Source organism: Pseudothauera rhizosphaerae (assembly GCF_004801305.1).
Taxonomy (GTDB): Bacteria; Pseudomonadota; Gammaproteobacteria; order Burkholderiales; family Rhodocyclaceae; genus Pseudothauera; species Pseudothauera rhizosphaerae.
In genome coordinates, this window is the sequence record NZ_SSOD01000008.1 from 216,424 (window position 1) to 242,002 (window position 25,579).

At 69.6% G+C, this 25,579-nt stretch carries 26 protein-coding genes; 16 read left to right on the forward strand and 10 right to left on the reverse strand.

Translation table 11 applies throughout. From position 1 onward, the window contains the following. Nucleotides 1-34: 34 nt before the first annotated feature. Genes E6O51_RS12365 through E6O51_RS12395 form a run of 7 tightly spaced genes read left to right on the forward strand, consistent with a single transcriptional unit; the run spans nt 35 to nt 5,279 of the window. A complete protein-coding gene (locus E6O51_RS12365) occupies nt 35-886 on the forward strand; it encodes an ABC transporter ATP-binding protein (RefSeq protein ID WP_136385287.1) in 852 nt (283 codons plus the stop codon). Nucleotides 887-889: 3 nt separating this feature from the next. Further along, on the forward strand, nt 890-1,411 hold the full coding sequence (locus tag E6O51_RS12370) for a hypothetical protein (protein ID WP_136385288.1): 522 nt from the start codon (nt 890-892) through the stop codon (nt 1,409-1,411). Then, nucleotides 1,412-2,239 carry an ABC transporter permease gene (locus tag E6O51_RS12375; RefSeq protein WP_136385289.1) on the forward strand — a complete coding sequence of 276 codons (828 nt, stop codon included), beginning with the start codon at nt 1,412-1,414 and terminating at the stop codon, nt 2,237-2,239. Next, a complete protein-coding gene (locus tag E6O51_RS12380) occupies nt 2,236-2,727 on the forward strand; it encodes a TlpA family protein disulfide reductase (RefSeq protein ID WP_230976779.1) in 492 nt (163 codons plus the stop codon). The genes E6O51_RS12375 and E6O51_RS12380 overlap by 4 nt, the downstream gene beginning before the upstream one ends. Continuing rightward, entirely contained in the window at nt 2,724-3,449 is a 726-nt protein-coding gene (locus tag E6O51_RS12385) for a class I SAM-dependent methyltransferase (RefSeq protein ID WP_136385290.1), read from the forward strand. Before E6O51_RS12380 ends, E6O51_RS12385 begins: the two co-directional genes overlap by 4 nt. Continuing rightward, nucleotides 3,419-4,354, forward strand: coding sequence for a 1,4-dihydroxy-2-naphthoate octaprenyltransferase (gene menA, locus E6O51_RS12390; protein ID WP_136385291.1), 936 nt, complete (start codon nt 3,419-3,421; stop codon nt 4,352-4,354). Before E6O51_RS12385 ends, menA begins: the two co-directional genes overlap by 31 nt. 22 nt (nt 4,355-4,376) lie before the next feature. After that, nucleotides 4,377-5,279, forward strand: coding sequence for a bile acid:sodium symporter family protein (locus E6O51_RS12395; RefSeq protein ID WP_230976780.1), 903 nt, complete (start codon nt 4,377-4,379; stop codon nt 5,277-5,279). Between the two features lie 64 nt (nt 5,280-5,343). Here the strand turns inward: E6O51_RS12395 and E6O51_RS12400 are convergent, their stop codons facing one another. The 9 genes from E6O51_RS12400 to E6O51_RS12435 form a co-directional block, all read right to left on the reverse strand. Beyond that, a complete protein-coding gene (locus E6O51_RS12400; protein WP_168735261.1) occupies nt 5,344-8,412 on the reverse strand; it encodes an autotransporter family protein in 3,069 nt (1,022 codons plus the stop codon). Nucleotides 8,413-8,682: 270 nt separating this feature from the next. Then, nucleotides 8,683-9,939, reverse strand: coding sequence for a nitrous oxide reductase family maturation protein NosD (gene nosD, locus E6O51_RS12405; protein ID WP_230976781.1), 1,257 nt, complete (start codon nt 9,937-9,939; stop codon nt 8,683-8,685). Nucleotides 9,940-9,973: 34 nt separating this feature from the next. Continuing rightward, nucleotides 9,974-10,633 (reverse strand): HAD family hydrolase, encoded by a 660-nt coding sequence (locus tag E6O51_RS12410; RefSeq protein ID WP_136385294.1) that lies wholly within the window; start codon nt 10,631-10,633, stop codon nt 9,974-9,976. Between the two features lie 4 nt (nt 10,634-10,637). After that, nucleotides 10,638-11,456, reverse strand: coding sequence for a phosphodiesterase (locus E6O51_RS22080; protein WP_211091392.1), 819 nt, complete (start codon nt 11,454-11,456; stop codon nt 10,638-10,640). 3 nt (nt 11,457-11,459) lie between these two features. After that, nucleotides 11,460-12,500 (reverse strand): ABC transporter ATP-binding protein, encoded by a 1,041-nt coding sequence (locus E6O51_RS22085; RefSeq protein ID WP_211091393.1) that lies wholly within the window; start codon nt 12,498-12,500, stop codon nt 11,460-11,462. Further along, nucleotides 12,497-13,327 carry an ABC transporter permease gene (locus tag E6O51_RS12420; protein ID WP_136385295.1) on the reverse strand — a complete coding sequence of 277 codons (831 nt, stop codon included), beginning with the start codon at nt 13,325-13,327 and terminating at the stop codon, nt 12,497-12,499. Before E6O51_RS12420 ends, E6O51_RS22085 begins: the two co-directional genes overlap by 4 nt. 10 nt (nt 13,328-13,337) lie before the next feature. After that, on the reverse strand, nt 13,338-14,129 hold the full coding sequence (locus E6O51_RS12425; RefSeq protein WP_136385296.1) for an ABC transporter permease: 792 nt from the start codon (nt 14,127-14,129) through the stop codon (nt 13,338-13,340). Between the two features lie 174 nt (nt 14,130-14,303). Next, complete coding sequence (locus E6O51_RS12430) at nt 14,304-15,323, reverse strand: extracellular solute-binding protein (RefSeq protein WP_136385297.1); 1,020 nt, start codon at nt 15,321-15,323, stop codon at nt 14,304-14,306. Between the two features lie 12 nt (nt 15,324-15,335). Continuing rightward, a complete protein-coding gene (locus E6O51_RS12435; RefSeq protein WP_136385298.1) occupies nt 15,336-16,100 on the reverse strand; it encodes a DeoR/GlpR family DNA-binding transcription regulator in 765 nt (254 codons plus the stop codon). Between the two features lie 306 nt (nt 16,101-16,406). On the opposite strand from E6O51_RS12435, the gene E6O51_RS12440 reads away from it, so the two are divergent. From E6O51_RS12440 to E6O51_RS12480, 9 genes are all read left to right on the forward strand, one after another. Beyond that, nucleotides 16,407-17,816 carry an ethylbenzene dehydrogenase-related protein gene (locus E6O51_RS12440; RefSeq protein ID WP_136385299.1) on the forward strand — a complete coding sequence of 470 codons (1,410 nt, stop codon included), beginning with the start codon at nt 16,407-16,409 and terminating at the stop codon, nt 17,814-17,816. 17 nt (nt 17,817-17,833) lie between these two features. Continuing rightward, nucleotides 17,834-18,385, forward strand: coding sequence for a DUF2231 domain-containing protein (locus tag E6O51_RS12445; protein WP_136385300.1), 552 nt, complete (start codon nt 17,834-17,836; stop codon nt 18,383-18,385). Nucleotides 18,386-18,476: 91 nt separating this feature from the next. Then, on the forward strand, nt 18,477-19,076 hold the full coding sequence (locus tag E6O51_RS12450) for a thermostable hemolysin (RefSeq protein ID WP_136385301.1): 600 nt from the start codon (nt 18,477-18,479) through the stop codon (nt 19,074-19,076). Beyond that, nucleotides 19,069-20,550, forward strand: a complete 1,482-nt coding sequence (locus E6O51_RS12455; protein WP_136385302.1) for an AMP-binding protein — start codon at nt 19,069-19,071, stop codon at nt 20,548-20,550. The genes E6O51_RS12450 and E6O51_RS12455 overlap by 8 nt, the downstream gene beginning before the upstream one ends. Further along, a complete protein-coding gene (locus E6O51_RS12460; RefSeq protein ID WP_136385303.1) occupies nt 20,537-21,202 on the forward strand; it encodes a TenA family transcriptional regulator in 666 nt (221 codons plus the stop codon). Before E6O51_RS12455 ends, E6O51_RS12460 begins: the two co-directional genes overlap by 14 nt. Then, nucleotides 21,193-21,993, forward strand: a complete 801-nt coding sequence (locus E6O51_RS12465) for an SDR family oxidoreductase (RefSeq protein ID WP_136385304.1) — start codon at nt 21,193-21,195, stop codon at nt 21,991-21,993. The genes E6O51_RS12460 and E6O51_RS12465 overlap by 10 nt, the downstream gene beginning before the upstream one ends. Nucleotides 21,994-22,016: 23 nt before the next feature. Continuing rightward, entirely contained in the window at nt 22,017-22,658 is a 642-nt protein-coding gene (locus E6O51_RS12470; protein WP_136385305.1) for a TRAP transporter TatT component family protein, read from the forward strand. A gap of 2 nt (nt 22,659-22,660) precedes the next feature. Then, on the forward strand, nt 22,661-23,323 hold the full coding sequence (locus E6O51_RS12475; protein ID WP_136385306.1) for a response regulator transcription factor: 663 nt from the start codon (nt 22,661-22,663) through the stop codon (nt 23,321-23,323). Further along, nucleotides 23,320-24,696: an ATP-binding protein gene (locus tag E6O51_RS12480; RefSeq protein ID WP_211091394.1), complete on the forward strand. Its 1,377-nt coding sequence runs from the start codon at nt 23,320-23,322 to the stop codon at nt 24,694-24,696. Before E6O51_RS12475 ends, E6O51_RS12480 begins: the two co-directional genes overlap by 4 nt. 128 nt (nt 24,697-24,824) lie before the next feature. On the opposite strand, the gene E6O51_RS12485 is transcribed toward E6O51_RS12480, so the two are convergent. Beyond that, entirely contained in the window at nt 24,825-25,370 is a 546-nt protein-coding gene (locus E6O51_RS12485; RefSeq protein WP_136385307.1) for a hypothetical protein, read from the reverse strand. Nucleotides 25,371-25,579 lie beyond the last annotated feature (209 nt).

Sequence of the window (25,579 nt, forward strand, 5' to 3'; positions counted from 1 at the left end):
TCCCGTTCCCACCCAACTCTCCATGATCGACGCCATGATCCTCCTCCAAAACCTGGCCAAGACCTTCCGCCGCGCGCGCGTGCTGAACGGCATCGACCTCGCCGTCGGCCTGGGCGAGCGCGTCGCGCTGATCGGCTCCAACGGTGCCGGCAAGACCACACTGATCCGCTGCCTGCTGGGTGAATACGCCTGCGACGGCACGGTGCGCATCGACGGCCTCGACCCGCGCCGGCAGCGCACCGCGGTGCTCGGCAAGATCGGCTTCGTGCCGCAACTGCCACCCCCGCTGCGCATGCCGGTGGGGCAGTTGATCGAGTTCTCCGCCGCCCTGTGCGGCACCGACCCGGCGCGCATCGCCGCCGTCGCCGGCCGGCTCGGGCTCGACGTGGAGGCCATCCGCACGCGCCAGTTCGTGCGCCTGTCCGGCGGCATGAAGCAGAAGCTGCTCATCGCCATCGCCCTGGGCCGCGACGCCCGCCTGCTGATCATGGACGAGCCGGCGGCCAACCTGGACCCGGAGGCGCGCAAGATCTTCTTCGATCTCCTCGCCCAGCGCCTGGAGGACGCCACCATGATCATCTCCAGCCACCGCCTGGACGAGGTGTCCTCCCTGGTCAACCGCGTGGTGGAGATGGACATGGGCCGCGTGGTGCTCGACGACAAGGTGGCCGAGGACGTCGCGCTCACCGACGTGTTCGCCTGCCGCATCGTGCTCAAGCGCTTCGAACCGGCCTTCGCCAAGGCGCTCGACGGCTGGAACTTCGACGCGGACGCGGAGCGGCTGGTGTGGCAGGGCGCGGTCGCCGGGCCGGACCGGTTGCGCTTCCTCGGACTCATGTCGCGCTACACCGGCCTGGTGAGCGACCTTTCGCTGATGGAGGGCTGAACCATGTGCACCCATCATCCGTCATCGGCTTCCGCCGTGCTGCGCCTGCCGCGGCGCGAATTCCTGCTGCGCGCCGGCGCGGCGCCGCTGCTGCTCGGGCCGCTCGCCGGACTGCTCTCCGGCTGCGGCAAAGGGGACTGGCCCGAGGGCATGGTGCCGATCCGCTGGGACCGCGACACCTGCGTCCGCTGCAACATGGTGATCTCCGACCAGCGCTTCGCGGCGGAACTGCGCGGCGGGCCGGCCGGCACCGCGTTCAAGTTCGACGACCTCGGCTGCCTGCTGTTCTGGCTGCAGGAGGCGGCGGCGAAGCATCCGTGGATGGGCGAGGTGGCCACCCGCATGTGGGTCGCCGACTTCGAAAGCCCGGGCCGCGAACGGATGAACTGGCTCGACCCGCGCCAGGCCCGCTACGTCGTGCGTACCTCGCCCATGGGCTACAACTTCGCCGCGCTGGCGGCGGCCCAGGCGGACGCCATCGGTTTTGAAGAAATGCGGCGGCAAACGCTGGCCAGGGGAAAATAAATGAAACAGCTTCTGCTCACCGCCCGCCTCGACATCGTCGAATCCCTGCGCGCGCGCTGGTTCCAGGTCTATACGCTGGTGTTCGGCGGCATCGTCGCGCTGCTCTTCGTCTTCGGGCTCACCGAATCGCGCGTGCTGGGCTTCATCGGGCTGTCGCGCCTGCTGGTGACCTACATCCAGCTCACCATGGCCATCCTGCCCATCTTCGTGCTCATCACCACGGTGCGTTCGGTGGCCGGCGACCGCGAGGCGGGTGTCTTCGAGTACCTGCTGGCGCTGCCGATATCGCTCGGCGCCTGGTTCTGGGGCAAGATCCTGGGCCGCTACGCGGTGATCTTCGCCCCGGTCTTCCTCGCCATGCTCGGCGCCACCCTGTGGGGCTACTTCGACGGCATCGAGATCCCGTGGGGCATGTTCGCCTACTACACTGCGCTGCTCGCCGTGATGGCGCTGTGCTTCCTGGGCATCGGCATGTTGCTTTCGGCCGTCGCGCGCACCACCGACGTGGCCCAGGGCGCGGCCTTCCTGGTGTGGCTGGCCTTGCTGCTTTTCCTCGACCTCATCCTGCTGGGGGTCATGATCCAGGGCCGCATCGACCCGGAACTCGCGGTGGCGATCGCCCTGGCCAACCCGCTGCAGGTGTTCCGCACCGCCGCGCTGGCGATGTTCGATCCGCAGCTCATCGTGCTCGGGCCGGCCGCCTACGTGATTCTTGACCTCTTCGGCGCGGCGGGCTTCCGTATCTTCGCGCTGGTTTATCCGGCGGCGCTCGGCATCGGTGCCGCGCTGCTGGGTTACCACCTCTTCCGCAAGGGGGATCTGCTGTGAGACGGCTCGCCGGATTCATCCTCGCGCTGTGCGCCGTCTTCGGCACGGGCGCGTATGCCGCCGGCACGGATTCGCTGTTCGCGGCCACGCTGGTGGGCACCGACGGCAAGCCGGCGGAACTCGCCCATTACCGGGGCAAGCCCCTGCTGGTGAATTTCTGGGCGCGCTGGTGCGGGCCGTGCCGCACGGAAATGCCGGAACTCGCCGCCCTGCAGAAGGAGTACGGCCCGCAGGGGCTCACCGTGCTGGGCATCGCGGTGGAGGACGACCCCGTCGCGGTGCGCGAATTCCTCGCTGCCTACGGCGTGGATTACCCGGTCGCCCTGGGCCGCAGCAAGGGCATCTGGCTGATGCAGGCGCTGGGCAACGGCAAGGCCGGACTGCCGTTCACGCTTGCCATCGACCGCAAGGGCGAGATCGTCGTGCGCAAGCTCGGCGTGTTCGGCAAGGACGATTTCGAGTCCATCGCCGGGAGGCTGCTGCAGTGACGGCGGAGGTGCCGGATTCGGCCAGCTTCGGCCGCTTCGCCGTCTCCCCGGAGGAGCGCCGCCGGCGCATCCGGCGCGTGTTCGAGGCGGTGGCGCCCCGCTACGACCTGATGAACGACCTGATGAGCTTCGGCATCCACCGCCTGTGGAAGCGCAGGCTCGCCCGGCGCTGCGCCGGGCGCGGCGGGGTGGTGGTGGACCTGGCGGGCGGCACCGGCGACATGGCCAGGCTGCTGGGCGAAGACGGGCGCATGGTGGTGGTGTGCGATCCGTCGTGGGCGATGATGGAAGCGGGGCGCCGGCGCGGCGTGTCCGCGGCGTGGAGCGCGGGGGAGGCCGAGCGCCTGCCCTTCGCCACCGCCAGCGTGGATCTGCTGACCATCTCCTTCGGCCTGCGCAATGCCACGGACGTCGGCGCGGCGCTGGCCGAGATCCATCGCGTCCTCAAGCCCGGCGGCCGCTTCGCGTGCCTGGAGTTCTCCCGCCCGGCGCGGTGGCTGGCGCCGTTCTATGACCTATACTCCCGCCTCGTCATTCCGCGTCTGGGCGCCGCGGTGGCGGGCCAACCCGAAGCCTACGATTACCTCGTCGAATCCATCCGGCGCTTCCCCGACCAGCAGGCCCTGGCCGCGATCCTGGACGGTGCGGGCTTCCAGTCCGTGAGCTGGGAAAACCTCTCCTTCGGAATCGCATGCATACACTACGCCAATCGTTCCCTCTGAGCCGTCCCGCGCAGCCGCGCTGGCTCGCCGCCCGCGTCTGGTGGCTCGCCGCCCGGCCGCGCACGCTGGGCATCGCGGTGGCCCCGGTGGCGGTGGGAACGGCCCTGGCCGTGGCCGACGGCGCAACGATCGCCTGGCTCGTGCTGCTGGCGACGCTGGCGAGCGCGGTGCTGATCCAGATCGGCACCAACCTCTACAACGACGCGGCCGACTTCGAGCGCGGCACCGACGGCCCGCGCCGCCTCGGCCCCCTGCGCGTGACCGCCGGCGGCCTGGCGAGTGCGGCGGCGGTCAAGCGCGGCGCCTTGCTTTCCTTCGCCGCTGCGCTCGCCCTCGGCTGCTACCTGGTGGCGGTGGGCGGCGGCTTCATCCTCGCCATCGGCATCGCCTCCCTGCTGGCCGGCTGGGCCTATTCGGGCGGGCCGCGGCCCATCTCTCACACGCCGCTGGGGGAACTCTTCGTGCTGGTGTTCTTCGGCGTGCTCGCGGTGTGCGGCAGCCATTGGCTGCAGGCCCAGGCGTTCTCGGCCGTCGGCGTGGTGGCGGGGCTCGCGGTGGGTGCGCCCGCCGCCGCCGTGCTGCTGGTGAACAACTTCCGCGACCTGGAAACGGACCTGCTGAGCGGGCGGCGCACCCTGGCCGCGGTGCTCGGCCGCGCGGGCTGCCTGCACGCCTACGGACTGCTCGTCCTGCTGCCCGTGCCGCTGCTCGCCGCCATGGCGCTCGCCGGCCGTCCCGGCGCGCTCCTGGGCCTCGTCGCCGTGCCGGCCATGGTGCGCCTCATCGGCCGCTTCCGGGCGGCGTCCGGCCAGGCGTTCAACGCCGTGCTGGCCGACACCGCGCGCGGCGGCAGCGTGCTGGGGCTGGCGATGGCCGCCGGTCTGCTGGTCGAAAGCCTGTTCTGAGCCCGCCCCGGTGCTGGCCGACGTGCTGCTCCCCACCGCGCTGGCGTTCATCATGTTCTCGGTCGGGCTGTCGCTGCGGCCGGAGGATTTCCGCCAGGTCTTCGTCCGGCCGGCGGCATTGGCGGCGGGGCTGGCCGGCCAGTTGCTGCTGGTGCCGCTGGCGGCGCTCGCGGTGGTTCTGTTCCTCGGCCTGCCGGGCGAACCCGCGGTTGGCCTGCTGCTCCTCGCCGCCTGTCCGGGCGGCGCCAGTTCCGCCTTCCTGACCCGGCTCGCGCGCGGCAACACCGCGCTGTCGCTGACCATCACCGTGATCAGCAGCCTGGCGGCGCTGCTCACCTTTCCGCTGCTGGCCAAGCTGGTGTTCGTCCATCTCGCGAGCGGTGCCTTCGCCGATGCGGTCGGACAACTGGGCGCGCTACCCGTGGAGCGGCTGGTGGGCAGCGTGCTCGTGGTCACCACCCTGCCCACGGCGCTGGGTGTGGCCCTGCGCCGCCGGCTGGGGCAGGGCGGCGAACGGGTGGAACGTGCCGTCGGGCGGGTGGCGACGGTGTTCTTCGCCGCCATCGTGCTGGGGACCTTCCTCGCCCATCGACACACGATCCTGACCAGCTTCCCGTCCGTGGGGCCGGCCGCGCTGCTGCTCAACGTGCTCGCGATGGCGGGCGGCTACGCACTGGTGGCGGCGGTCGGCGCCGGCCGCCGGGACGCCGTGGCGGGGGCGATGGAGTGCGGCCTGCAGAACGCGGGCCTGGGCATCTTCGTCGCCATTTCGCTGCTGCACAATCCGCCGATGGCCGCGCCCAGCGTCGTCTATGCGCTGGTGATGAACATGGGGGCGCTGGCCCTGGTGTATTTGTCGCGCATGCGCCTGGCGCGCGGCTGCGCGTTCGGCGGCCAGCAGGCTGGTGAACAACCCCGGCCGTGAGTCCGGGCGCGGTTCTCGATGCAGCCACGCATCCGCAACGGTCGGCAGGAAAGGCAGCCGGGAACTACCACCGGACGCGGACGCCGCCAATCCCGCCGACGCCATGCTGCATCCGCCCGTCGAGTTTGGTCGTATAGCTCACGGACAGGAAGGCGGCGACGTTGTCCGACAGCTTCATCGCCATGCCGCCCCGCAATTCCAGCGATGTGCCGCCCAGCGAAGTCGCCACCTTCGTATCTTCGAACGTCACGTTCGACGTCTTCCCGAAGTTGCGCCATACGTTGAGGCTGAGGAAGGATTGCCACGGACGGCTGCGGACCAGCGTGTCGTGCTCCAGCCTCACGCCCAGCCGCCCGGTGAGTGCATCGAAATCGCGGTAGTCGATGGAAGAATAGGGGTCGCGGGTATCGTCCAGGCCGATGCGCTGCCAGACGATCTGCCCCTGCGGCTCGATGGTCCACTTGCCATCGAGGGGGAAAGGGACGCCGCTCTCGAGCGAGGCAGCGAAGGCGCTGCCGTGGATGTCGGCTCCCGCGCCGAGTTTCGATTCGGCATCTCCACGGAAATGCGTGTACATCGCGACCGTATCGACGTACCAGCGGCGGGGGCCGATCCGCGTCCAGTAAAGGCCGATGCTGTCTCCGGTGAGATCCAGGTCGCCGGAGCGGTTGCGGTCGATCGACAGCGTATTGCCGAAAACGGTCCCGTGTGTCTCGGTATGCGTGTAGAACGCCCCGGCGCGATCCTCGCGCCCCTGCTCGTCGCTGCGGGCGTAGAGGTCGGACCCCACCTGCACGCCCCACATGCGGCTGCTGATCTGGGGGGACAACTGGTAATCGATGCCGCCGACCCTTGAACGCCATCGCTGGTCGCGATCGTCGCCGAACACGCGCGCCCATGCGTTGCCGGTGGTGCCGCTGACGTCCAGCAGCGCCTGGTCGCCGCGGCGTTGGTGAAAGGTGCCGATGGCTGCCATGCCGATCTGCTGGGCCATCGCGGGCATGAGGACGTAGCCGGGAATCTCCGGACGGATCAGCGGAATGTCCGGCGGCGATGGCGGATCGACGGGGGGCACCGGCGGCGGATCGACGGGCGGCGTCGGCGGTTCCGGCGGATCGACGGGGGGTGTCGGCGGCTCCGGCGGCGGATCGACGGGCGGCGGCTCCGGTGGCGGAGGAATGGGCAGCGGCGGCGTCGGAATCAGCGGCGCCGGCGGCAGCGGTGCCGGCAGCGTCGATGGCGGAGACGGCGGCGCGGGGCCCGGTGGCGTCGGTTCGAGCGGAATCGTCGGCACCGGGGCCGGCAACGTCGTTGGGGGAATGGGCGGCGGCGGCACCGGTATCGGCAGCACGGTGGGCGGCACCACGGGCTGGGACACGCTCGAGCGGAGGAACCAGTCGTTGTCGTTGGCAGCGTTGGACGTCACGCCGCCGCGAAACAGCGCGTACTCGTACACGCCGGCTGCCACCCGGCTGCCGAGCACGAACGCGCCTGCCGTCGTGACGGCGCCGCCCACCGCGTCCACCACCCGGATGCCATCTCCGGTGGTCATCGCGCCCGGGCCGTTCAGGTTGGACACGTTCAGCGCGGTCAGCCCGGATGCCGTCGGGTTTGCCGTCGCGCTCGAATTCTTCTGGATCACGAGTTGATCGGAGGGCGAATCGTCGCTGCCCAGCACGGTCTGCAGATTGAGGCGCCCGTTCTGGCCGGTGTAGTTGCCGTAGATCACGAAACGGTCGGTCGCCGTCGCCGGACCGTTGGTCAGATCGATGGTCCCGGCATTGTTGACGCTGACCAGCGCACCCGGATTCCACGGCCTGACGGCGTGCGTGCCGTTTCCGGCCAGCGCGGCACTGCTGCTGTCGATGGAAATAACGCCCGTCCCCGTTCCGGGATCGCCCAGGGTCAGCGTGCTGTAGTTCTTGAAGGTGAGCTGGGAACGGAAGTTGAGCGCTATGCTTTCCCAGTAGGTGAGCTGGGCCACGTCGAGGCCGGTACTGCCGTTTTGCGTATTGCTCCATACCAGGCGGTCGTTCTCCGACAGCCCGCCGTCCACGAGCAGGCCGGAAACCAGGTTGGTGGCATCGAGGCCGGAGAGCAGCGCATAGTCGCTGCCTTCTCCCATCCGGATACCGGCGACGATCCGGCCGCCCTGCCAGGCCAGGGTGTCGTTTCCTGCGCCTGCCTGCACGTCCGAGCTGATCGTGCCGTCGAAGATGAATGCGAGGTCGTTGCCGTTGCCGAGGTTGACCGTGCAGCAGATGGTCCCCTCGAACTGGGCGAAGATGTCGTTGCCGTCGCCCAGATTGACGCTGCCGTTGGTCTGCAGCCGGTTGGCGAACAGATCGTTGCCGGACCCCAGATTGACCGGGCCATTGATCACGCCGCTGTTGCTTATGGTGATGAACGCGTTGCCGGTGCTGCTGATGCCGTTGATGACGCCGGTAGCCCGGTTGATGATGGTGTTGTCGTACTGGCTGGAAGCCGTGTGTGCGTTGGCGAACGCGAGTCCCTGATTGAAGAGCCCGCTGTTGTCGATTGTATTGAGCGGCCCCGAGAGGATGAGCTGGTTGATCGCCGCGCCGGTCCGGTTGATGACCGTGTTCGAGGATGTCGCGTTCAGCGTGACGGAATTGTTGAGAACACCGAAGTTGTCGACGCGGTTCTCGGCGCCCGACAGGATCACGGTATTGACGGAGCGTCCGGTCCGGACGATCAACTCGTTGGAGCCGGAGCCCGTCGCCGAAAGCGTGGTGCCGCCAAACGTGCCGTTCTGATCGAACGTGAGATCGCCGTTGCCGGTAATGGTCACGTTGCCGTTGATCTGGCCGTTGTTCTGGAACCAGAGCGTCATCAGGCCGTCGATGACCACCGACCCGTTGATCGTCGCGCCGGGCTCCACCGTGACCGCGACGTCCGGACCCGGGGGCGGCGGCGGGACGATGGTCAGCCCGGATGGCTCGTTGCCCGAGCAGGTCACCGTGCCGGCATCGATCGTCGTGCATTGCGCGAATGCTCGCTCACCGGACAGGAAGAGGAAAAGCGGGATGGCCGACAGGGCCATCGGCTGCCACATGAACGGCAAGCGGATATGCTTTTGTCCTCCCCTTTCCGCGCGGATGAATGCATGCATCGCGCGTGCAGCACCGCTCCAAAGGACACCTCCAGGATTCGAGCGTCGCATGGGCCAGCCACCTCCCTGTCCGCGGTTTGCCGCCGGGAAAACGTCTGCATCGTGTCAGCCACGTTTCCAGCATCGGTCAGCGTAGGGCAAGTATAGGAAAGGCAACGAAATATCCAAGAAAGTCATCTTGAATTATCCGAAAAGCGCCAAAGTGTCGCCGTTCAGCTACGCGAGCCTGGAACAGTGCGTGCCGAAGGAGCACCCGCTCTTGCCGCCCCGTCAGGGCATGCGCGGCGCGGTGTCGCGCAGGATGAGGGCCGGCGCGGCGAAGGGGGCCAGCCGTTCGAGGAAGTCGAGCAGTTCCAGCACCGGCGAATTGCGGAAGAAGGTGGTGTCCGGCGTTTCCAGCCAGATTCGGTCCGCATAGGCGTAGATTTCGTGCGGCCGGTCGCCGCGGCCGTCGCCGTCCAGGTCGAAGCCCTCGTAGTCGTCCCAGGCATTGCCCCACCAGGTGTCGTTGAGCGGGTCGCCGTCGCCGACGATGGTGACCGGCCACAGGTTGCCGCGGAAGGTGTTGTCCATGGCGATGTGGCCGCCGCGCACCCCGTAGAAATGGACGCCGGTGACGTTGTGGGCGATGAGATTGCCGGCGAATACGACGCGGTTGATCGGGTCGGTCGGAGAGTCGGCCATGATGCCGTGGGCGCAGTGCACGATCTCGTTGTCCTGGACGAGCGCGGCGGAGATTTCCTTGAGCGCGATGCAGGCGCCCGAGACGTCCCGGGCGTGCATGATGCGGTTGCCGCGCACGAGCATGCCGTCGGAATTGAGCGCGACCACGCCTGCCGCGTTGTGCTCGAAGACGTTGTTTTCCACGACGCTGCGGTGGGAGAAGAGGAAGTTCAGCGCGCGCCGGCTTTCGCGCACGGCGTTGCCGACGAAGCGGTTGCGCGGCGAGTTGGTCACCGTGACGTCGCGTACCTGCGCGATGTCGTTGCCCTCGATGCGGTTGCGCGTGCTGTACCACAGGCGCAGGCCGTCCCCGCGGTAAGCCGGGTCATCGCCGCGCGAGCGGATGCGGTTGCCGCGCACCGTGCTGCCGTGCACGTCGTGCAGGGTGATGCCGAAGAGGACGTCTTCGAGCACGTTGTCCTCGATGAGCAGGGCGCGGCCTTCGGCCATGACGCCGCCGTCGAGGGCGTCGTGGGAATCGCCGCTGCCGCGCAGGATGAGTCCGCGCAGGGTCACGCCGTCCGCGCGCACCGTCAGCACGGTGCCCCGGCCGCCGCCGTCGATGACCACCTCGCCGTTTCCTTCCAGGGTCAGCGGCTTGGTGATGGTCGCGGGGCCGTCATAGATGCCGGGCAGCAGGCGCAGCACGCCACCGGCGGGGGCGGCGTCGATCCAGGCTTGCAGGGGCTGGGCGGCAAGGGCGGCGCCCGCGCAGGACAGGCAGAGCAGCAGTGAAAGGAGGGTGCGCGGCATCATCGCGCCATTGTGCCCGCCGGAGCGCGGCCGGTCTTCGATCCAGGTCAAGTCGGCGCGGTTCGTGTGCCGGCGGCCACCGGATTCAGCCGGCGCGCCATCTCAGCCGCGGCCAGCCGTGCGCCTGGGCGATGCGGGTGAGGTGCTCGTCCCCATTGACCACCACGGGATGGCTCACGGCCCGCAGCAGGGGCAGGTCGTTGGCCGAATCGCTGTAGAAGTGGCGTTCCCGCGGCGGCGGGCCGGGGAGCGCGGCGGCGAGCCAGCCTTCCACGCAGGGCACCTTCTGCGCGCCGAAGCAGGCCGGGCCGAGGATGCGGCCGGTCAGCCGGCCGTCTTGTTCCTCGGCCACGGGCGCAATCACCGGGAGGGCGAGCAGCCGGCCGATTTCATCGGACAGGAAGCTGTGGGTGGCGGTGACGATGGCCAGCACGTGGCCCGCGCCGCGGTGGCGCTCGACCGCGGCGCGGGCGGCCGCCGGGATGCGCGGCGCGATGCGTTCGGCGACGAAGGTGCGCAGGACGTCCCGCCAGGCCGCCGCCGGGCGGTCGCGCAGCAGGCCGATGTGGAAGGCGAGGTAGTCGTGGATGTCCAGTTCGCGGGCGGCATAGCGGGCCATGTAGTCGGCCTGGCGGGCGAGGGCGGCGGCGGGCAGGTGGCCCCGTTCCACGAGGTGTTCCAGCCACAGGCAGTTGGTGTCGCCGTCGAGCAGGGTGTGGTCGAGATCGAAGAGGGCGAGGGGCATGGGGTCAATCGATGAGCCGGCCGTCCGGGTCGAAGAAGGGGAAGGGGCCGTCGAAGGGGCCGATGGCCGCGCTGTGGCTGACGAGCCGGCCTTGCTGCCACAGGTGCAGCAGATAGCCTGGCGGTTCCATGCGGAAGCAGCTCGGCGCGTCCGGGCGCAGGTCGAGGGCCACCTGGTGGGCCGGGCTGGGGGCGGTGAGCACGCGCCGTCCGCCCACCGTGGTGTGGATGCTGCGGTGCAGGTGGCCGCACAGCACGGCGACGATCTGCGGGTGGCGGGCGACGATGGCCTCGAAGCCGTCGGCGCCTTCCAGGCCGATGCGGTCCATGTGGCCGATGCCGGTGGCGAAGGGCGGGTGGTGCATCAGGACCAGCGTGGGGCGCTGCGGGGCGGCGGCCAGCGCTTCTTCCAGCCAGGCCAGGCGCGCGGCGCACAGTTCGCCACGGCCCTCGCCGGGCACCACGGTATCCAGGCCGATCAGGCGCAGGGGAAAGCGGTCGTCGATGGCAAAGTGCAGGAAGCCGTGGGCGGGCAGGTAGCCGTCCGCGGCGAAGGCGGCGCGCATGGACTCGCGCTCGTCGTGGTTGCCGGGCACGGCGACCATGGGGATGCCCAGCGGCGCGAGCAGGGTCTTGAGATGGTCGTATTCGGCGGGCTGGCCCAGGTCCACGAGATCGCCCGTCATCACGATGAGGTCGGGCCGCGGACGCAGCGCGGCGACCGCCTCCACGCAGCGTGCCAGCATGGCGGCGGTGTCCACGCGGCGGTAGGCGAGGCGGCCGGGCTGCTTGACGTGGGTGTCGGTGATCTGGGCGATGAGCATGGGTCAGAGCACCAGCAGGCCGTCGGGCTGCACGTTCAGGCGGATGGCCTGGCCGGGCCGGAAGGTGCAGCGGGCGCTGCTCTCGACGGTCAGCGGGCACTCGTCGCCGATGTCCACGAACAGCCGGGTGCGGTCGCCCAGGTAGAAGGAGGCGGTGACCGTGCCGGCCAGATCGGCGGTTTCATCGTCGGCGGCGATGCGCACGTCCTCGGGGCGGAACATCACCGCCGCGGCGCCGCGTCCGGTGGGTGGCAGGCGCAGGCGTCCGCCCGCGCAGGCGAAGCCGTCGGCGGTCTCGCTGCCGCGCACCCGGTTCATGGTGCCGATGAAGTCGGCGACGAAGGCCGAGGCCGGGCGGTGGTAGATGTCCCGCGGCGTGCCCACCTGGGCCACCCGGCCGTGGGCCATGACGACGATGCGGTCGCCCAGGGCCATGGCCTCGGCCTGGTCGTGGGTGACGTAGATCGCGGTGATGCCCAGGCCCCGCAGCAGCAGGTTGATCTCCATGCGCAGGGTGTCGCGCAGTTGCGCGTCGAGGGCGGTGAGGGGTTCGTCCAGCAGCAGGGCGCGGGGGCGCACCGCCAGGGCGCGGGCGAGCGCCACGCGCTGGCGCTGGCCGCCGGAGAGCTGATCCACGGCGCGGTCGGCCAGCGCCTCCAGGCGCATCATGGCGAGCATCTCGCCCACCCGGGCGCGCTGCTCGCGGATGGGCAGCTTGCGGATGCGCAGGCCGTAGCCGATGTTCTCCGCCACCGTCATGTTGGGGAACAGCGCGTAGGACTGGAACACCATGCCCACGTGGCGCGCTTCGATGCCGCGGGCGGTGACGTCCTCGCCGTCGAACAGCACCCGGCCGCCGGCGTCCGGCCGTTCCAGGCCGGCGATGAGGCGCAGGGTGGTGGTCTTGCCGCAGCCGGAGGGGCCGAGCAGCACCAGGGTTTCGCCGGCGCGGATGTCCAGGTCCAGGGGTTCGAGGGCGCGGGTGCCGTCGGCGAAGGTCCGGGCGCAGCCTTCGAGGCGGATGGCGAGGGGGACAGGGTTCATGGCTTCAGCGCGAGGGGCGCGAGGTCGGTGTCGTCGGCGGGGATGAAGCGGCGCCTGCGCGGGCGGGCCAGCGCCTGCATGGCGAGCAGCAGCGGCACGATCATCAGGAAGAAGAGCAGGGTGTAGGCGCTGCCGACCTCCAGGCGCAGGGAGGCGTAGGCGTCCGCCAGCCCCACCGGCAGGGTCTTGGTGAGGGGCGTGTGCAGCAGCCAGGTGAGGTTGAATTCGCCCATGGACAGGGTGAGCACCATCAGCGAGCCGGCGAGGATGCCGTCGCGGCAGTTGGGCAGCACGATGTGGACGAAGCGCTGCCACGGGCCGGCGCCCAGCGACGCGGCCCCTTCCTCCAGGGTCTTGAGGTCGATGGCCGACAGCACCGCGAGCACCGCCCGCAGCATGAAGGGCAGGGTGAACAGCGCGTGGCCCACGAGGATGAAGGCCCACGAGGTGCGAAAGCCGGAAAGCGCGCCGTAGCTGGCGATGAGCGCCAGCGCGGTGGCGAGCCCCGGCACCGCCACCGGCAGCATCAGCAGTTCCTCGAAGGCCCGCCCCAGCCGGCTCTTCGCGCGCGCCAGGGCATAGGCGGCGGGCACGCCCAGCACCAGGGTCAGCGCCAGGCAGGCCAGGGCGATGCCCACGGAGCGGAACAGGGTGTCGCGGTAGCCGTTCCACACCTCGATCACCCATTTCAGCGTCAGGCCGCTTTCCAGGCCGACGAAGTAGTTCACCGTGAGGCCGGCGAGGACGGAGAGCACCACTGGCACGATCAGGAAGGCGCACACGGCCAGCGTGAACGCCAGTTGCAGGGAAAAGATCAGTGGGGGCATGGCCTGTCCCTCAGCCCGCGGCGGCCACGGTGGAGCCGGCCGCCGAGCGCGCCAGGGCGAGCACCAGCCAGGTGACCGCGCCCAGCACGAAGCTCAGCGCCGCGGCCATGGCGATGTTGGCCGACAGGGTGAATTCGGTGTAGATCACCATGGGCAGCACGTCGATGCGGGTGGCGAGCGTGAAGGCGGTGCCGAAGGCCCCCACCGCGGTGGCGAAGCAGATGGCGCCGCTGGAGATCAGCGCGGGCTTGAGCCCCGGCAGGATCACGTCGCGCACCACGCGCCAGGTGGAGGCGCCCAGGGAGCGGGCCGCTTCCTCCAGGCGCGGGTCCAGCTTTTCCGCCGCCGCCATGATGGTGAGGAGGGTGCGCGGAATGGAGAAATACACGTAGCCCATGAAGAGGCCCGCCAGCGAATAGGCGAATACCAGCCTGTCGCCGCCCAGCGCCTGGGTGAGCGTGCCGATCAGCCCCTGGCGGCCGGCCAGCATGATCACCATGAAGCCGATGACCACGCCGGGAAAGGCCAGCGGCAGGGTCAGCAGGGAGACCAGCAGGCGGTTGCCGGGAAAGGGATGGCGCTGCAGGAAGACCCCGGCGACGCCGCTGACGAGCAGCGTGGTGACGGTGGTGGCCGCCGCCACGCCCAGGGTGGCGAGGAGCGCGTTGAAATACACCGCGTCGGTGAGGATGGCCGCATAGGCCGACCAGCCCCGGCTGCCGCTGCCGCCCACGATGAAGAGGCGGCCCATGGGCAGGATGAAAAAGGCGATGAAGAAGATGGCGGCGGGCAGAAGGAACATCGCCCCGACAAAGCATTGCGCACCACCGTTCGCCCTGAGCTTGTCGAAGGGTGATTGGAGTGACCGGGCTTCGACAGGCTCAGCCCGAACGGCCGTGGATTGCGGAAACGACGTCATGGCTATGGAAGATTGGACCCCGCCGGCGGCCGGGCCGGCCGGCGGGGAAATGCCATATCAGCGCACTTCGTTCCTGTAGCGCTCGACGATCTTCGGCTGGGCCGCAGCCAGGCGCTTCAGGTCGATGGGCTTGGCGCGTGCGTACTCGCTTTCCGGCAGGAAGCGGGATTTGGCCTCGGCGGACAGATGCTCGGCGAACACCGGGCGCAGGTAGGCGTTGCCCCACATGGCCTGGCTTTCCGGCGACAGCACGAAGTCCAGGATCTTCCTGCCGTTGCCCGCGTTGGGGCCGCCTTTGACCAGGCCCATCACGTAGGGAACCACCACCGTGCCTTCCTGCGGGATCACGAAGCGGACCGGCGCCTTGTCGGTGTACTGGCCCCGGTAGGCGTTGAAGTCGTAGTCGATCAGGATCGGGATCTCGCCGGAAATCACGCGGGCGTAGGAGGTCTGCTTGGGCACGATGGGCTGGTTGCCGGCGAGCTTGTTGAAGAAGCCGATGGCCGGGTCCAGGTTGTCGTAGCTGCCGCCCAGAGCCAGGTTGATGGCCATCACGCCGATCTGGCCCACCGCGGCCGAAGTGGGGTCCAGGTAGCCCACCATGCCCTTGTATTCGGGCTTGAGCAGGTCGGCCCAGGTCCTGGGCACCGGCTTGTTGCCGAGCGCGGCGGTGTTCACGAACAGGCCCAGGGTGCCGGAATGGATGGTGAACCAGTGGCCCTGCGGGTCCTTCAGGTCCGCGGGGATGCGCTCCCAGCCGGCGGGCTTGTAGGGCGTGAGCACGTCCGCGTCGCGGGCCGGATCGGCGGCGATGCCGCCCAGGTAGACCACGTCCGCCACCGGGCTGGCCTTCTCCGCGATCAGCGCGGCGATGGACTGGCCGGAGTTCTTGTTGTCCGGCGGCACCTGGATGTTCAGGCGGCTGCCGATGGCCTTCAACTGGGAACCCCAGTCGGCCCATTCGGGCGGACAGTTGTAGCAGATCGCCTTGCTCTGGGCGTGGGCGGGGGCAGCGCCGGCGAGGGCGGCGAAGGTCAGCGCGGCCAGCGCGATGCGTTTGAAGCCGGGAACGGACATGGGGCTACTCCTTCAGGGCGTGGGCTGGGAATCGTCGGGGGGAAACACCACGGCCACGCCGGCGGCGGCCAGCATGCGCGTGATGTCGGGGGGCGGCGGCCGGTCGGTGAAGACCGCGGTCGCCTCGGTGATGTGGCCGCCGCGCACCGTGGCGCCGCGGCCGAACTTGGAATGGTCGAGCACCAGGAAGCGCTGCCGGCAGTGGCGGGCGAGTTCGCCGCGCATGCGCGCCTCGTCCTCGCTGAAGTCCAGCAGCGCGCCGTCCTCCGCCACGCCGCCGACCCCGTAGATGCCGATGTCCACCGAGAAGCGGCAAAAGAAATCGTGGGCCTCGCCGGCGACCACGTCGAAGTCGCCGTTGCGGATGCGCCCGCCGGCCACGGTGACCTCGCAGCCCGGGTTGCGCGCCAGCACCGCGGCCACGTTGAGGTTGTTGGTCATCACCCGTAGCCCCTTGCGCTCCAGCAGGGCGTGGGCGCATTGCTCGGGCGTGGTGCCGATGCCGAAGAAGAGGGAGGCGCCGTCGGGCACCGCGCGGGCCACGCACAGGGCGATGCGCCGCTTGGCTTCTCGGTCGAGCACGCGGCGGGTCGGGTAGGCGAGGTTCTCGCCGCCGGGCGGCAGGTCGATGCCGCCGTGGCGGCGCCGGCACAGGCCGCGTTCGCAGAGCAGGTTGACGTCGCGCCGTATGGTCTGCGTGGTGACGCCGAAGCGCGCGGCCAGCGCCTCGATGGTCTGGAAGCCGTGGGCGTTCACGCTGTCGAGGATGGCCCGCATGCGCGCCTCCGCCGCCGGAGAGCGGTCGACAGCGCTGCGTCGGAAGGCGAAGGGCGGAACGTTCATATGAGCATCATTCGCGCCTCCCGTTGCGGAGGGATGAAGTTCATATGAAAGGATGGTGACGGGCGGAGGGCCGCCGATGCCCGAGGCTTCCTTCGCATGGCGTCTGCCCGCAGCCTGGCGCGGCATGCTTCATTTTAAGTTTCGGTTAATCCGCGTCGGCTATTCATCGATCCGGCAATCTGCCGATGCGACCTGCACGGGCAGGATGCCATCCAGAACGACAATAAGGAGGAGAACACGATGAGTAGCTCTAGCACACCGGTGCTGGCCGCGACCGCCCTGTTTGCAGGGGCATTCGGGCTGATCTGGGCCAGCAACGGCACCGGCATCATCCGCGCCGATCACGATCGTCACGTCGACATTCCCGGGACGCTCACCGTGCCGCTGCAGGTCCGCGCAGCCTACAACGGCGAGAAGATTTTCTTCCAGTACCGCTGGCCGGCTGAGCGCCCGCGCATCTTCCACGACGTGCTGCGCTACCAGGGCGGCGAGTGGCGGCGCTACGGCGACCCGGTGCCCGGCCCCAATCCGCACGGCCTGCACGAGGACCGCGTCGCCATGCTGGTCGATGACGGCAGCGTGCCGGAGTTCGGCCGCTACGGCGGCTACGTGGCCATCGGCGCCGGGCTGGCCGAACTGAGCACCCAGGCCGGCGCGGAGGAGGTGGGCGCCCACCCGCGCCTGGGCAAGGAGCTCAAGGAAGAGGCTGTCACCAAGTACCTGCCGGCCACGCGCACCATCCCGGCCGACTGGACGACCACGGTGGACGGCGAGCGCATGGCGACCCTGCGCAAGTCCGGCTACTTCCTCGACCTGTGGCACTGGCGCGCCAACCGCGGTGCGCCCATCGGCGTGGCCGACGACCAGGCGGTGCACGAAATCCGCGGCGGCGACGCCGGGCGCAGCGCCTGGTCGACCAACTGGGATGGCGAGAGGAAGCAGCCGCGCTGGATGTTCGACCCGGAGAAGGCCGGCCACGCCGCACTGCGCTGGGAAGAGGTGGAAGGCGGCGCAGTGGCGCAGGATTCGGTGTACTACCTGCACGCTGGCACCATGATTCCCTACGATGCGGACCATCCATGGCAGGAAGGCGACACCCTGCCGCGGCGGGCGCTGCGCGACCCGACCGGGTCCCGTGCCGACATCGGTGCCAGCGGCAGGTGGGCGGACGGGCACTGGACGGTGACCCTGTCCCGCGCGCTGGACACCGGCAACCCGCTGGACGACAAGATCTTCCACGATGGCGGCAGCTATTCGGTCGCTTTCGCCATCCATCGCCATGCCACCGGCGGGCGCTGGCACTACGTTTCGCTGCCACTCTCGCTCGGCCTGTCACGCGAGGCGGAGCTGCAGGCCGTGCGCTTTGCGGGAGATGCCCCGCCCTGGCAGCAGGAATGGAAGGCCGTGAAGCTCTTCTACCCCGGCCAGGTCACCTGGCCGCTGCTGACCAGCGAAGAGCACGCCGGCAGCGCACAAATCCGGCGCGGCGTGCCGGTGAAGCGCTACCACACCGAGGAGCAGCTCGCCAGCTACGGGGTGGAGATGGAATTCCGCGAGCGGATCGTCGGCCAGTGGCGCCTGACCCTGCTGGCCGGCCTGCTGCTCTTTGCCGCCGCCGGCTTCGCACTGGTACGCGCCCCGCGCAATTGATCAGGGAGAACACGCACATGGCTCCGTATCACCACATCATGGCCCACTTCCCGATGGGCCTGCTGTTCGTTTCCTTCTTCATCATCCTGGCGCGCGCCTTTTCCGACAGCGAGCGGACGCGCGGTTTCGACCGCCTGCTGCCCGTCTTGCTGGTGGCGGGCCTGCTCGGCGGCGTGGGCACCTTCCTTACCGGCCTGCTGATCTGGCCGTCCGATGCGGTAGTGGCCTCGCCGATGGGGCGCAACAAGGTGCTGTTTGCCATCTGGGCGATGGCGGCCTGGGCGCTGGTGGCCGCGTTACGCATCCGCGGCGGCGAGCAGGTGTGGCAGGGCAGCCGGCGCTTGCCTTTGCTGTTTTTCACCCTGGTGGCCGCATTCCTGCTCGCCGTCACGGGTACCCTGGGTGGCTACCTGCTCGGCTCGCCGTCTGATTTCTCGCTGGGGCTCAAGGCCGCGGGTTGGGACGTCTACCACACTTTCTACGCGCCGACCTGGGCGCTGGGCGTCGGCGTGGCGGCGGCCTTGGTCATCGCGGTGTTGGGCGTACTGGGCGCGCGACAGAAATCCTGATGCTCGGGCTGAACTGGCCGCGTTCCATGTTAAGTCCCGATTAATCGGCCCGCCTCAAGATCGTGGCACCACATCGACAGGGGCCGCGATCTTGAGGGCATATCGACACCATTTCCTGCCGCAGCGCAGCCTGCCCACGGTGCGCCATACCGTGGACGGCCATCCGCGCCGCGCCGCGGCGGAGGACTTCGTCCGCGCGGTCTTCCGCCGCCGCTACGGCGCCGAGGTGCCGGGCTTCGCGCCCAATCTGATGGTGCTCGAACGCGACGCGCGCATCGTGGCCGCCGCGGGCTGGCGCAGCGCGGCCGAAGACCGGCTGATGCTGGAGCACTACCTCGACCGGTCGGTGGAGGAAGCACTCGCCCGCCTGGCCGGCCAGCCGGTGCCCCGCGGGCGCATCGTGGAGGTGGGCAACCTGGCGGCGGAGCGGCCGGGGAGCAGCGTGGACGTCATCTTCGCGCTGGCGGCGCACCTGGACCGGCTGGGCTACGAGTGGGTGGCGTTCACCGCCACGGCCGAGCTGATCGGCATCTTCCGCCGCCTCGGCCTGCCGCCGCTGGCCATCGCGCCCGCCGATCCGCACCGCCTGGGCGAACAGGCGCGGGCCTGGGGCAGCTACTACGCCACCGGGCCGGTCGTGGTCGCCGGCCGCATCCGGCTGGCGCTGGACAAGGCGGCCGGCCATGGGTGAGTTCGACTGGCGCGACGAACTCGCGCGCCATCCGTGCCACCGCGTCCTGCTCGCCGCGCCGGGACGCGCCTGGTGGGCGGGGGAGATCGTCGCGGAACTGGATGCGCTGTGCGAGCGCCTGGCCGCCAGCCGGGTGCTCGCCGTGCTGGCGGACAACGGCCCGGAGTGGGTCATGGCCGACCTCGCGGCGCAGTCGGCCGGCGTGGTGCATCTGCCGCTGCCGGCCTTCTTCACCTCCGCCCAGTTGAGCCACGCGTTGGAACGCTCGGGCGCCGATACGGTGCTCACCGACCAGCCCGAGCGCATCGGCGCGCTGGACCTGGGGTTCTGCCTCACCGGGCGCAGGCAGGGCCTGCACTGGATGCGCCGGGTCGCCGCCCCGGCCGCACTGCCGGCCGGGACGGCGAAGATTTCCTTCACCTCCGGCAGCACCGGCGCGCCCAAGGGCGTGTGCCTGTCCGCGCAAGGCCTGCTCGACACCGCCCGCGCGGTGGACGAGCGTCTGCGCGGGCTGCCCTTGGAACGCCACCTGGCGGTGCTGCCGCTCGCGCTGCTGCTGGAGAACGTGGCCGGCGTCTACGCCCCCCTGCTGCGCGGCATGGCGGTGCACCTGCCGCCGCTCGCGTCGCTGGGCTGGCGCGGCGCGGCGGGCTTCGATCCGGCCGGGCTGGACCGCAGCCTGCGGAAAACCCGCGCGTCGAGCGTGATCCTGGTGCCGGAACTGCTGAAGGCGTGGCTCGGCCTGCTGCAGCATTCCGGCCGGCTCGCGCCCGGGAGCCTGTGCTTTGCCGCGGTCGGCGGGGCGCGGGTGGCCTCCGGCCTGCTGACCACCGCGCGCCGTGCCGGATTGCCCGTCTGCCAGGGCTACGGCCTGACCGAGGCCGGTTCAGTGGTCTGCCTCAACTTGCCGGGCGAAGCGAACGACGGCGACGACGTGGGGCGTCCGCTCGCCCATGCGCGGGTGGAGATCGACGATGGCGAGGTGGTAGTGCGCAGCCGTGGCTTCCTCGGCTATGCGGGCAACCCGGTGGGCGAGGGCGGTGTGTTTCGCACCGGCGACCTGGGCGTACTGGACGTCCGGGGCCACCTGCGCCTGGCGGGGCGGCGCAAGAACCTGCTGATCACCTCCTTCGGCCGCAACGTGGCGCCGGAGTGGATCGAATCCCTGCTGCTGGCCGATGCGCGCGTGCTGCAGGCGCTGGTGACGGGCGACGGCCGTCCGTCCCCGGTCGCGCTGCTGGTCCCCGCGCCGGGCGTGGAGGCGCGCCAGCTCGGCGCGCTGGTGGCCGGGGTCAACGCCGGCCTGCCGGACTACGCGCGCATCGCACGCTGGCGGGCCGTCCCGCCTTTCACCGCGGCCGACGGCACCGCGACCGGCAACGGCCGTCCGGTGCGCAGCCGCATCAACCAACTGTATGCCGGCGAGATCGCCGCGCTGTACGACAACGAGGAACCGCAAGATGAGCTTCTATGAGGAACTGCAACGGGCCACCGCCGACGCCCGCGCGACGCTGGTGGGCGCGCCGGTCATCGCCGCCTGCCTGCAGGGGCGGGTCGGCCGCGAGTCCTACCTGGCCTTTCTCGGCCAGGCCTACCACCACGTGCGCCACACCACGCCGCTGCTGATGAGGCTGGGCGGCCGCCTGCCCGAACGCCTCGCGTGGATGCGCCGCGCCGTGGCGGAATACATCGACGAGGAGATCGGCCACGAGGAATGGATCCTCGACGACATCGCCGTCGCCGGCGGCGACGCCGATGCGGTGCGGCGCAGCCGGCCGGACCTGCCCGCCGAGGTGATGGTGGCCTACGCCTACGACCTGATCGAGCGCGGCAATCCGGCCGCCTTCTTCGGCATGGTGTTCGTGCTGGAAGGCACCAGCGTCGCGCTGGCGCTCACTGCGGCGGACCGCATCCAGCAGGCCCTGGGCCTGCCCGACGGGGCCTTCACCTACCTGCGCTCCCACGGCACGCTGGACCCGGAGCACACCCGCCACCTGGCCGCACTGCTGGAGCGCATGACCCCGGAAGACCAGGCCGACGTGGTCCACGCCGCGCGGGTGTTCTTCAAGCTGTATGGCGACGTCTTCCGCGCGCTGCCCGTCGTGGAGGCCGCCGCATGCGCCTGAGTGAAGCCCGCGTCGTGCTGACCGGCGCCAGCGGCGGACTGGGTTCCGCGCTGGCGCGGCAACTGGCGGAAGCCGGCGCCTCACTGCTGCTCACGGGCCGCGACGCCGGGCGGCTCGCTACGGTGGCGCTGCCGGCCGGCTGCGAGGTCCGCCGCGTGGCCGCCGACCTGACCAGCGAGGAGGGCATAGCCGCACTGGCGCAGGCCGCCCGCGATTTCGGCGCCGACGTGCTGATCAACAACGCCGGCACGGGCGGCTTCGGCCTCTTCGAGAACCAGGCCCCCAAAACCGTGGCCCACATCCTGGCGACGGATCTCGCCGCCCCGCTGCGCCTGACCCATGCGCTGCTGCCCGTCCTGCGCGACCGGCCCGCCGCGGCGGTGGTGAACATCGGCTCGGCCTTCGGCAGCATTCCCTTCGCCGGCTTCGCCGCGTATTCGGCCGCCAAGGCCGGGCTGCGCGCCTTTTCCCAGGCGCTGCGGCGGGAACTGGCCGACAGCCCGGTGCGGGTGATCCACGTCGCCCCGCGGGCCATCGACACCGCCCTCGATCCGCCCGCCGCCAGGGCCCTGAACGCCGCGCTGAGCAACGCCTGCGATCGCCCCGAGGTGGTGGCCGCCCACGTCGTCGACGCCCTGCGCCGCGGGGTAGCCGAACGCCACATCGGCTTCCCGGAACGCCTGTTCGCCCGCCTCAACGGACTCGCCCCGGAACTGGTGGACCGGGGCCTGCGCGGCAAGCTGGGGGTCATCAAGCAGCATGCCACCGCGCAACACACCGAATCACCCTGATACATCCACCGGAGAACCCGACCATGCTTCGCCCCTTTCTAGCCGCGGCCGCCCTGTGCTTCGGCCTGAGCGCCGCTGCAGCCGACGCCACCGACGAACTGATCCGCCCCATCCAGCAGCGCTGGGCGGAGATCAAGTACCGCCTGCCGCCAAGGGAGCAGGCGGAGCGCTACCGGGAACTGGCCGAGCAGGCCCACCGCGTCAGCGCGGCCAACCCCAACCACGCCCCGGCGCTGATCTGGGAAGGCATCGTGATCTCCAGCGAGGCCGGCGCCCGCGGCGGCCTGGGAGCCCTGTCCCTGGCCAAGGAGGCGCGCCGCCTGCTGGAGGAGAGCCTGAAATTGGACGAAGGCGCGCTGGATGGCTCCGCCTACACCAGCCTCGCCACCCTCTACGCCAGGGTGCCGCACTGGCCGCTGGGCTTCGGCGACCGGGAGCGGGCCGAAGAACTCTTCCGCAAGGCGCTCGCCCTCAACCCGGGCGGGATTGACCCCAACTTCTTCTACGGCGAGTATCTGCTCGACCAGGGCAAGCCCCAGGCGGGGCGTGCCTTCCTCGAAAAGGCGCTCGCCGCGCCGCCGCGGCCTGGACGGGAACTGGCGGACCAGGGCCGGCGGGAGGAAATCCGCGCGCTGCTTTCCCGCATCGGCGGGGAAGGGAACTGACGGTGAGAATACTGGTGGTGGAGGACGATGCCCTGCTCGGCGACGGCATCCGCGCCGGGCTGGCGCTGGAGACCTACGCGGTGGACTGGGTGCGCAGCGGCGAGCAGGCGCTGGGGGCGCTGGCCGATCACCGTTACGACGCCTGCGTTCTCGACCTCGGCCTGCCGGGCAAGGACGGCATGGCCGTGCTGCGCCAGTTGCGGCGGCAGGGCAACCGCATCCCGGTGCTGGTGCTCACCGCCCGTGACACGCGCGAGGACAAGGTCGGCGGACTGGATGCAGGGGCGGACGACTATGTCACCAAGCCCTTCGATCTCGTCGAACTCCAGGCCCGCCTGCGTGCCCTGCTGCGCCGCGCCGAAGGGGTGGCCGAACCGGTGCTGGCGCACGGCGGGGTGACGCTGGACCCGGCCAGCCGGCGCGTCAGCCGGGATGGGCAGGAGATCGCCCTGTCGGCCCGCGAATACGCGCTGCTGCACGAACTGCTGGCCCACCCGGGGCGCATCCGCAACCGCGCCCAACTGGAGGAAAGCCTCTTCGCCTGGGGCGAGGAAGCCGGCAGCAACATCGTGGAGGTGTACATCCACCATCTGCGCAAGAAGCTTGGCGCGGACTTCATCCGCACCGTGCGCGGGCTGGGCTATCGGCTCGGAGGGGGCGAGTGAGGCGCCTGCCGGCGCGCGAACGCCTGCATTCGCTGCGCTGGCGGTTGCTCGCCGCCCTGTGCGCGGCGGTGCTGCTGCTGTGGCTGCTCACCGGCGTGCTCAGCTATACCCGCGCCCAGCACGAAGCCGAGGAACTTATGGACGGCAGCCTGGCGCAGACCGCGCGCCTGCTGCTCGCCATCCTGGGCGACAACGAAGACGACCTGGCCGAACTCGCCGCGCGCCTGGCCACCGTGCGCGGCGCGGCCGACAACGTCTACGAACCGCCGCTGGAATTCCAGATCGGCCGCGGCGACGGCACCATCCTCGCGCGCTCCGACAACGCACCCCCCATCCCCGTGCTCGGCGTGGCGGGCTACAGCGACATCCTGCGCCAGGACACCTCGTGGCGCGTGCTGAACAGGGTGTCGGCGGACGGCCGCTACCGCGTGCAGGTGTCCCAGTCCATCGGCCTGCGCGACCGCGCCGCCCTCGAAGTAGCCGGGCAGACCGTCCTGCCGCTGGCGGTCATCGCCCCCCTGCTGGTGCTGTTCATCTACCTCTCCATCGTGCGCGGCCTGCGCCCGCTGGAACGCCTGGCCGCCGAAGTGTCCGCCCGCAGCCCGGACAACCTGCAGCCGCTGGCGGTGCGCAACATTCCCACCGAAGCCGCCCCCCTGGCCGCCGCCATCGACCGCCTGCTGCAGCGCGTGGGCCGTGCCCTGGACAACGAACGGCGCTTCACCGCCGACGCCGCCCACGAACTGCGCACGCCCCTGGCGGCCGTGAAGGTCCAGACCCAGGTGGCGCGCCGCAGCCGCGAAGCGGACCAGCGCGACCACGCCCTCGAACAGATCGAATGCGGCGTGGACCGGGCGTCCCGCCTGGTGGACCAACTCCTGCGCCTGGCTCGCCTGGACCCGATGAATGCCTTGCCTCATGCGGAGCGGGTGGACCTGCGCACGCTGGTCGAGGAAGCAGTCGCCACCGCCCTCCACGCCGATCCCGCCGAGCAGCGGAGCGTGCGCTGCGAACTACCCGAAGGCGATCTGCACGTCGTGGGCGACGCCGATCTGCTGCAAATCGCGCTGCGCAACCTGCTGGACAACGCCCTGCGCTACACGCCGGTCGGCAGCCATATCACGGTGGTGGTGCAGGAGGCCGGCGGTGATTTGGTGAATCTGTTGGTGCGGGATGACGGTCCTGGCGTGTCGGTAGACGTTCTAGGCCGGCTGGGTGAGCGCTTCTTCCGCGGCGCAGGGCAGGCCATTGAGGGGAACGGGCTGGGGCTCGCCATCGTGGCGCGCATTGCTGAATTGCACGGGGCACGGATGCGGGCGCGGAATCTGCCGGGCGGCGGATTCGAGATCGGCCTGACGGGGCTGCGGCGGTAGCCGCGTGGGACAACACCGGCTCAGGGCCGGTGTCAGGTGAATACTGGACCCGTACAGAGTTCGTACGAAAGTGGATCAGATGACACTGACCCCTTTAGTTGTTTAGTTGTGAGTTCTAACGTTCTAGCTCAGGGGCGCCCGCTTGCGGGCGTCCCTTGCAGCGCAAGGTTAGCCCTAAATTCTGAGGTATCAAGCGTTGACTTGTCTTTGTATATCGATTCGTACTCGATTAACACCCGAGCCCTTTTCGTGGCGTGTTCAATTTCCTCTGGTCTTGGCAGTTTCTCGCCATGAAACTGAATCGTGACGAGACTGCGGGTCTCTTTCGCCGACATCATGTAGCCCTTTGAGACAAATGACTGCCATGAGGAATACTGATACTGTGGAAAGAGTATTTTTAGCACTCTCTCCATTGGTTCAGTTCCTTCTCCAACGATGGGGTGACCATCGACCTGGATTTGGAAGCTATTGATTAGCGCAGGGCCGACGCCGTTGTTGAGCAACTCGACTGCATATATGTTTTTTGCTGTGTCGGAATGCGTCCAGGTTGTTAGATGGGGGGTGACAGATAATCTGTTATGTTTTCGAGCTATGCAAGCCTGCCAAATTGTAAGGCCGAGGGCACAAAGTGCAATGATCGAGCTTGAAAATCCCGCTATTGCTTCCCAGCTCAAATTGGCCTCCATTTGTGTGGGCTAACGTCTGAATTCACCGGCCTTGCGCGGCTTTATGCGCAAGGTCCGGTGGAATGATGGGTTAGGGAATCGCTGATTTATTCCTCCGCCGGCGCCCCGGCACAGAGATGCGCTTGAGATAATGGAGGCTGTGTTCGAATGACAGGACGTGGGCCGATGCAATCGAGCTTTTCCGAGTTGGAGTACGC

Excerpts from the sequence above, each read along its gene's own strand:
- E6O51_RS22080 (WP_211091392.1), bottom strand. The coding sequence starts at position 11,456 with ATGCTCATCGCCCAGATCACCGACACCCACGTCAAGCAGCCCGGCCGC.
- E6O51_RS12375 (WP_136385289.1), top strand. The coding sequence starts at position 1,412 with ATGAAACAGCTTCTGCTCACCGCCCGCCTCGACATCGTCGAATCCCTG.
- E6O51_RS12400 (WP_168735261.1), bottom strand. The coding sequence starts at position 8,412 with ATGCATGCATTCATCCGCGCGGAAAGGGGAGGACAAAAGCATATCCGC.
- E6O51_RS12370 (WP_136385288.1), top strand. The coding sequence starts at position 890 with ATGTGCACCCATCATCCGTCATCGGCTTCCGCCGTGCTGCGCCTGCCG.
- E6O51_RS12425 (WP_136385296.1), bottom strand. The coding sequence starts at position 14,129 with ATGTTCCTTCTGCCCGCCGCCATCTTCTTCATCGCCTTTTTCATCCTG.
- E6O51_RS12430 (WP_136385297.1), bottom strand. The coding sequence starts at position 15,323 with ATGTCCGTTCCCGGCTTCAAACGCATCGCGCTGGCCGCGCTGACCTTC.
- menA (WP_136385291.1), top strand. The coding sequence starts at position 3,419 with ATGCATACACTACGCCAATCGTTCCCTCTGAGCCGTCCCGCGCAGCCG.
- E6O51_RS12445 (WP_136385300.1), top strand. The coding sequence starts at position 17,834 with ATGGCTCCGTATCACCACATCATGGCCCACTTCCCGATGGGCCTGCTG.
- E6O51_RS12440 (WP_136385299.1), top strand. The coding sequence starts at position 16,407 with ATGAGTAGCTCTAGCACACCGGTGCTGGCCGCGACCGCCCTGTTTGCA.
- E6O51_RS12410 (WP_136385294.1), bottom strand. The coding sequence starts at position 10,633 with ATGCCCCTCGCCCTCTTCGATCTCGACCACACCCTGCTCGACGGCGAC.
- E6O51_RS12470 (WP_136385305.1), top strand. The coding sequence starts at position 22,017 with ATGCTTCGCCCCTTTCTAGCCGCGGCCGCCCTGTGCTTCGGCCTGAGC.
- E6O51_RS12460 (WP_136385303.1), top strand. The coding sequence starts at position 20,537 with ATGAGCTTCTATGAGGAACTGCAACGGGCCACCGCCGACGCCCGCGCG.
- E6O51_RS12465 (WP_136385304.1), top strand. The coding sequence starts at position 21,193 with ATGCGCCTGAGTGAAGCCCGCGTCGTGCTGACCGGCGCCAGCGGCGGA.
- E6O51_RS12435 (WP_136385298.1), bottom strand. The coding sequence starts at position 16,100 with ATGCGGGCCATCCTCGACAGCGTGAACGCCCACGGCTTCCAGACCATC.
- E6O51_RS12455 (WP_136385302.1), top strand. The coding sequence starts at position 19,069 with ATGGGTGAGTTCGACTGGCGCGACGAACTCGCGCGCCATCCGTGCCAC.
- E6O51_RS12365 (WP_136385287.1), top strand. The coding sequence starts at position 35 with ATGATCCTCCTCCAAAACCTGGCCAAGACCTTCCGCCGCGCGCGCGTG.
- E6O51_RS12420 (WP_136385295.1), bottom strand. The coding sequence starts at position 13,327 with ATGCCCCCACTGATCTTTTCCCTGCAACTGGCGTTCACGCTGGCCGTG.
- E6O51_RS22085 (WP_211091393.1), bottom strand. The coding sequence starts at position 12,500 with ATGAACCCTGTCCCCCTCGCCATCCGCCTCGAAGGCTGCGCCCGGACC.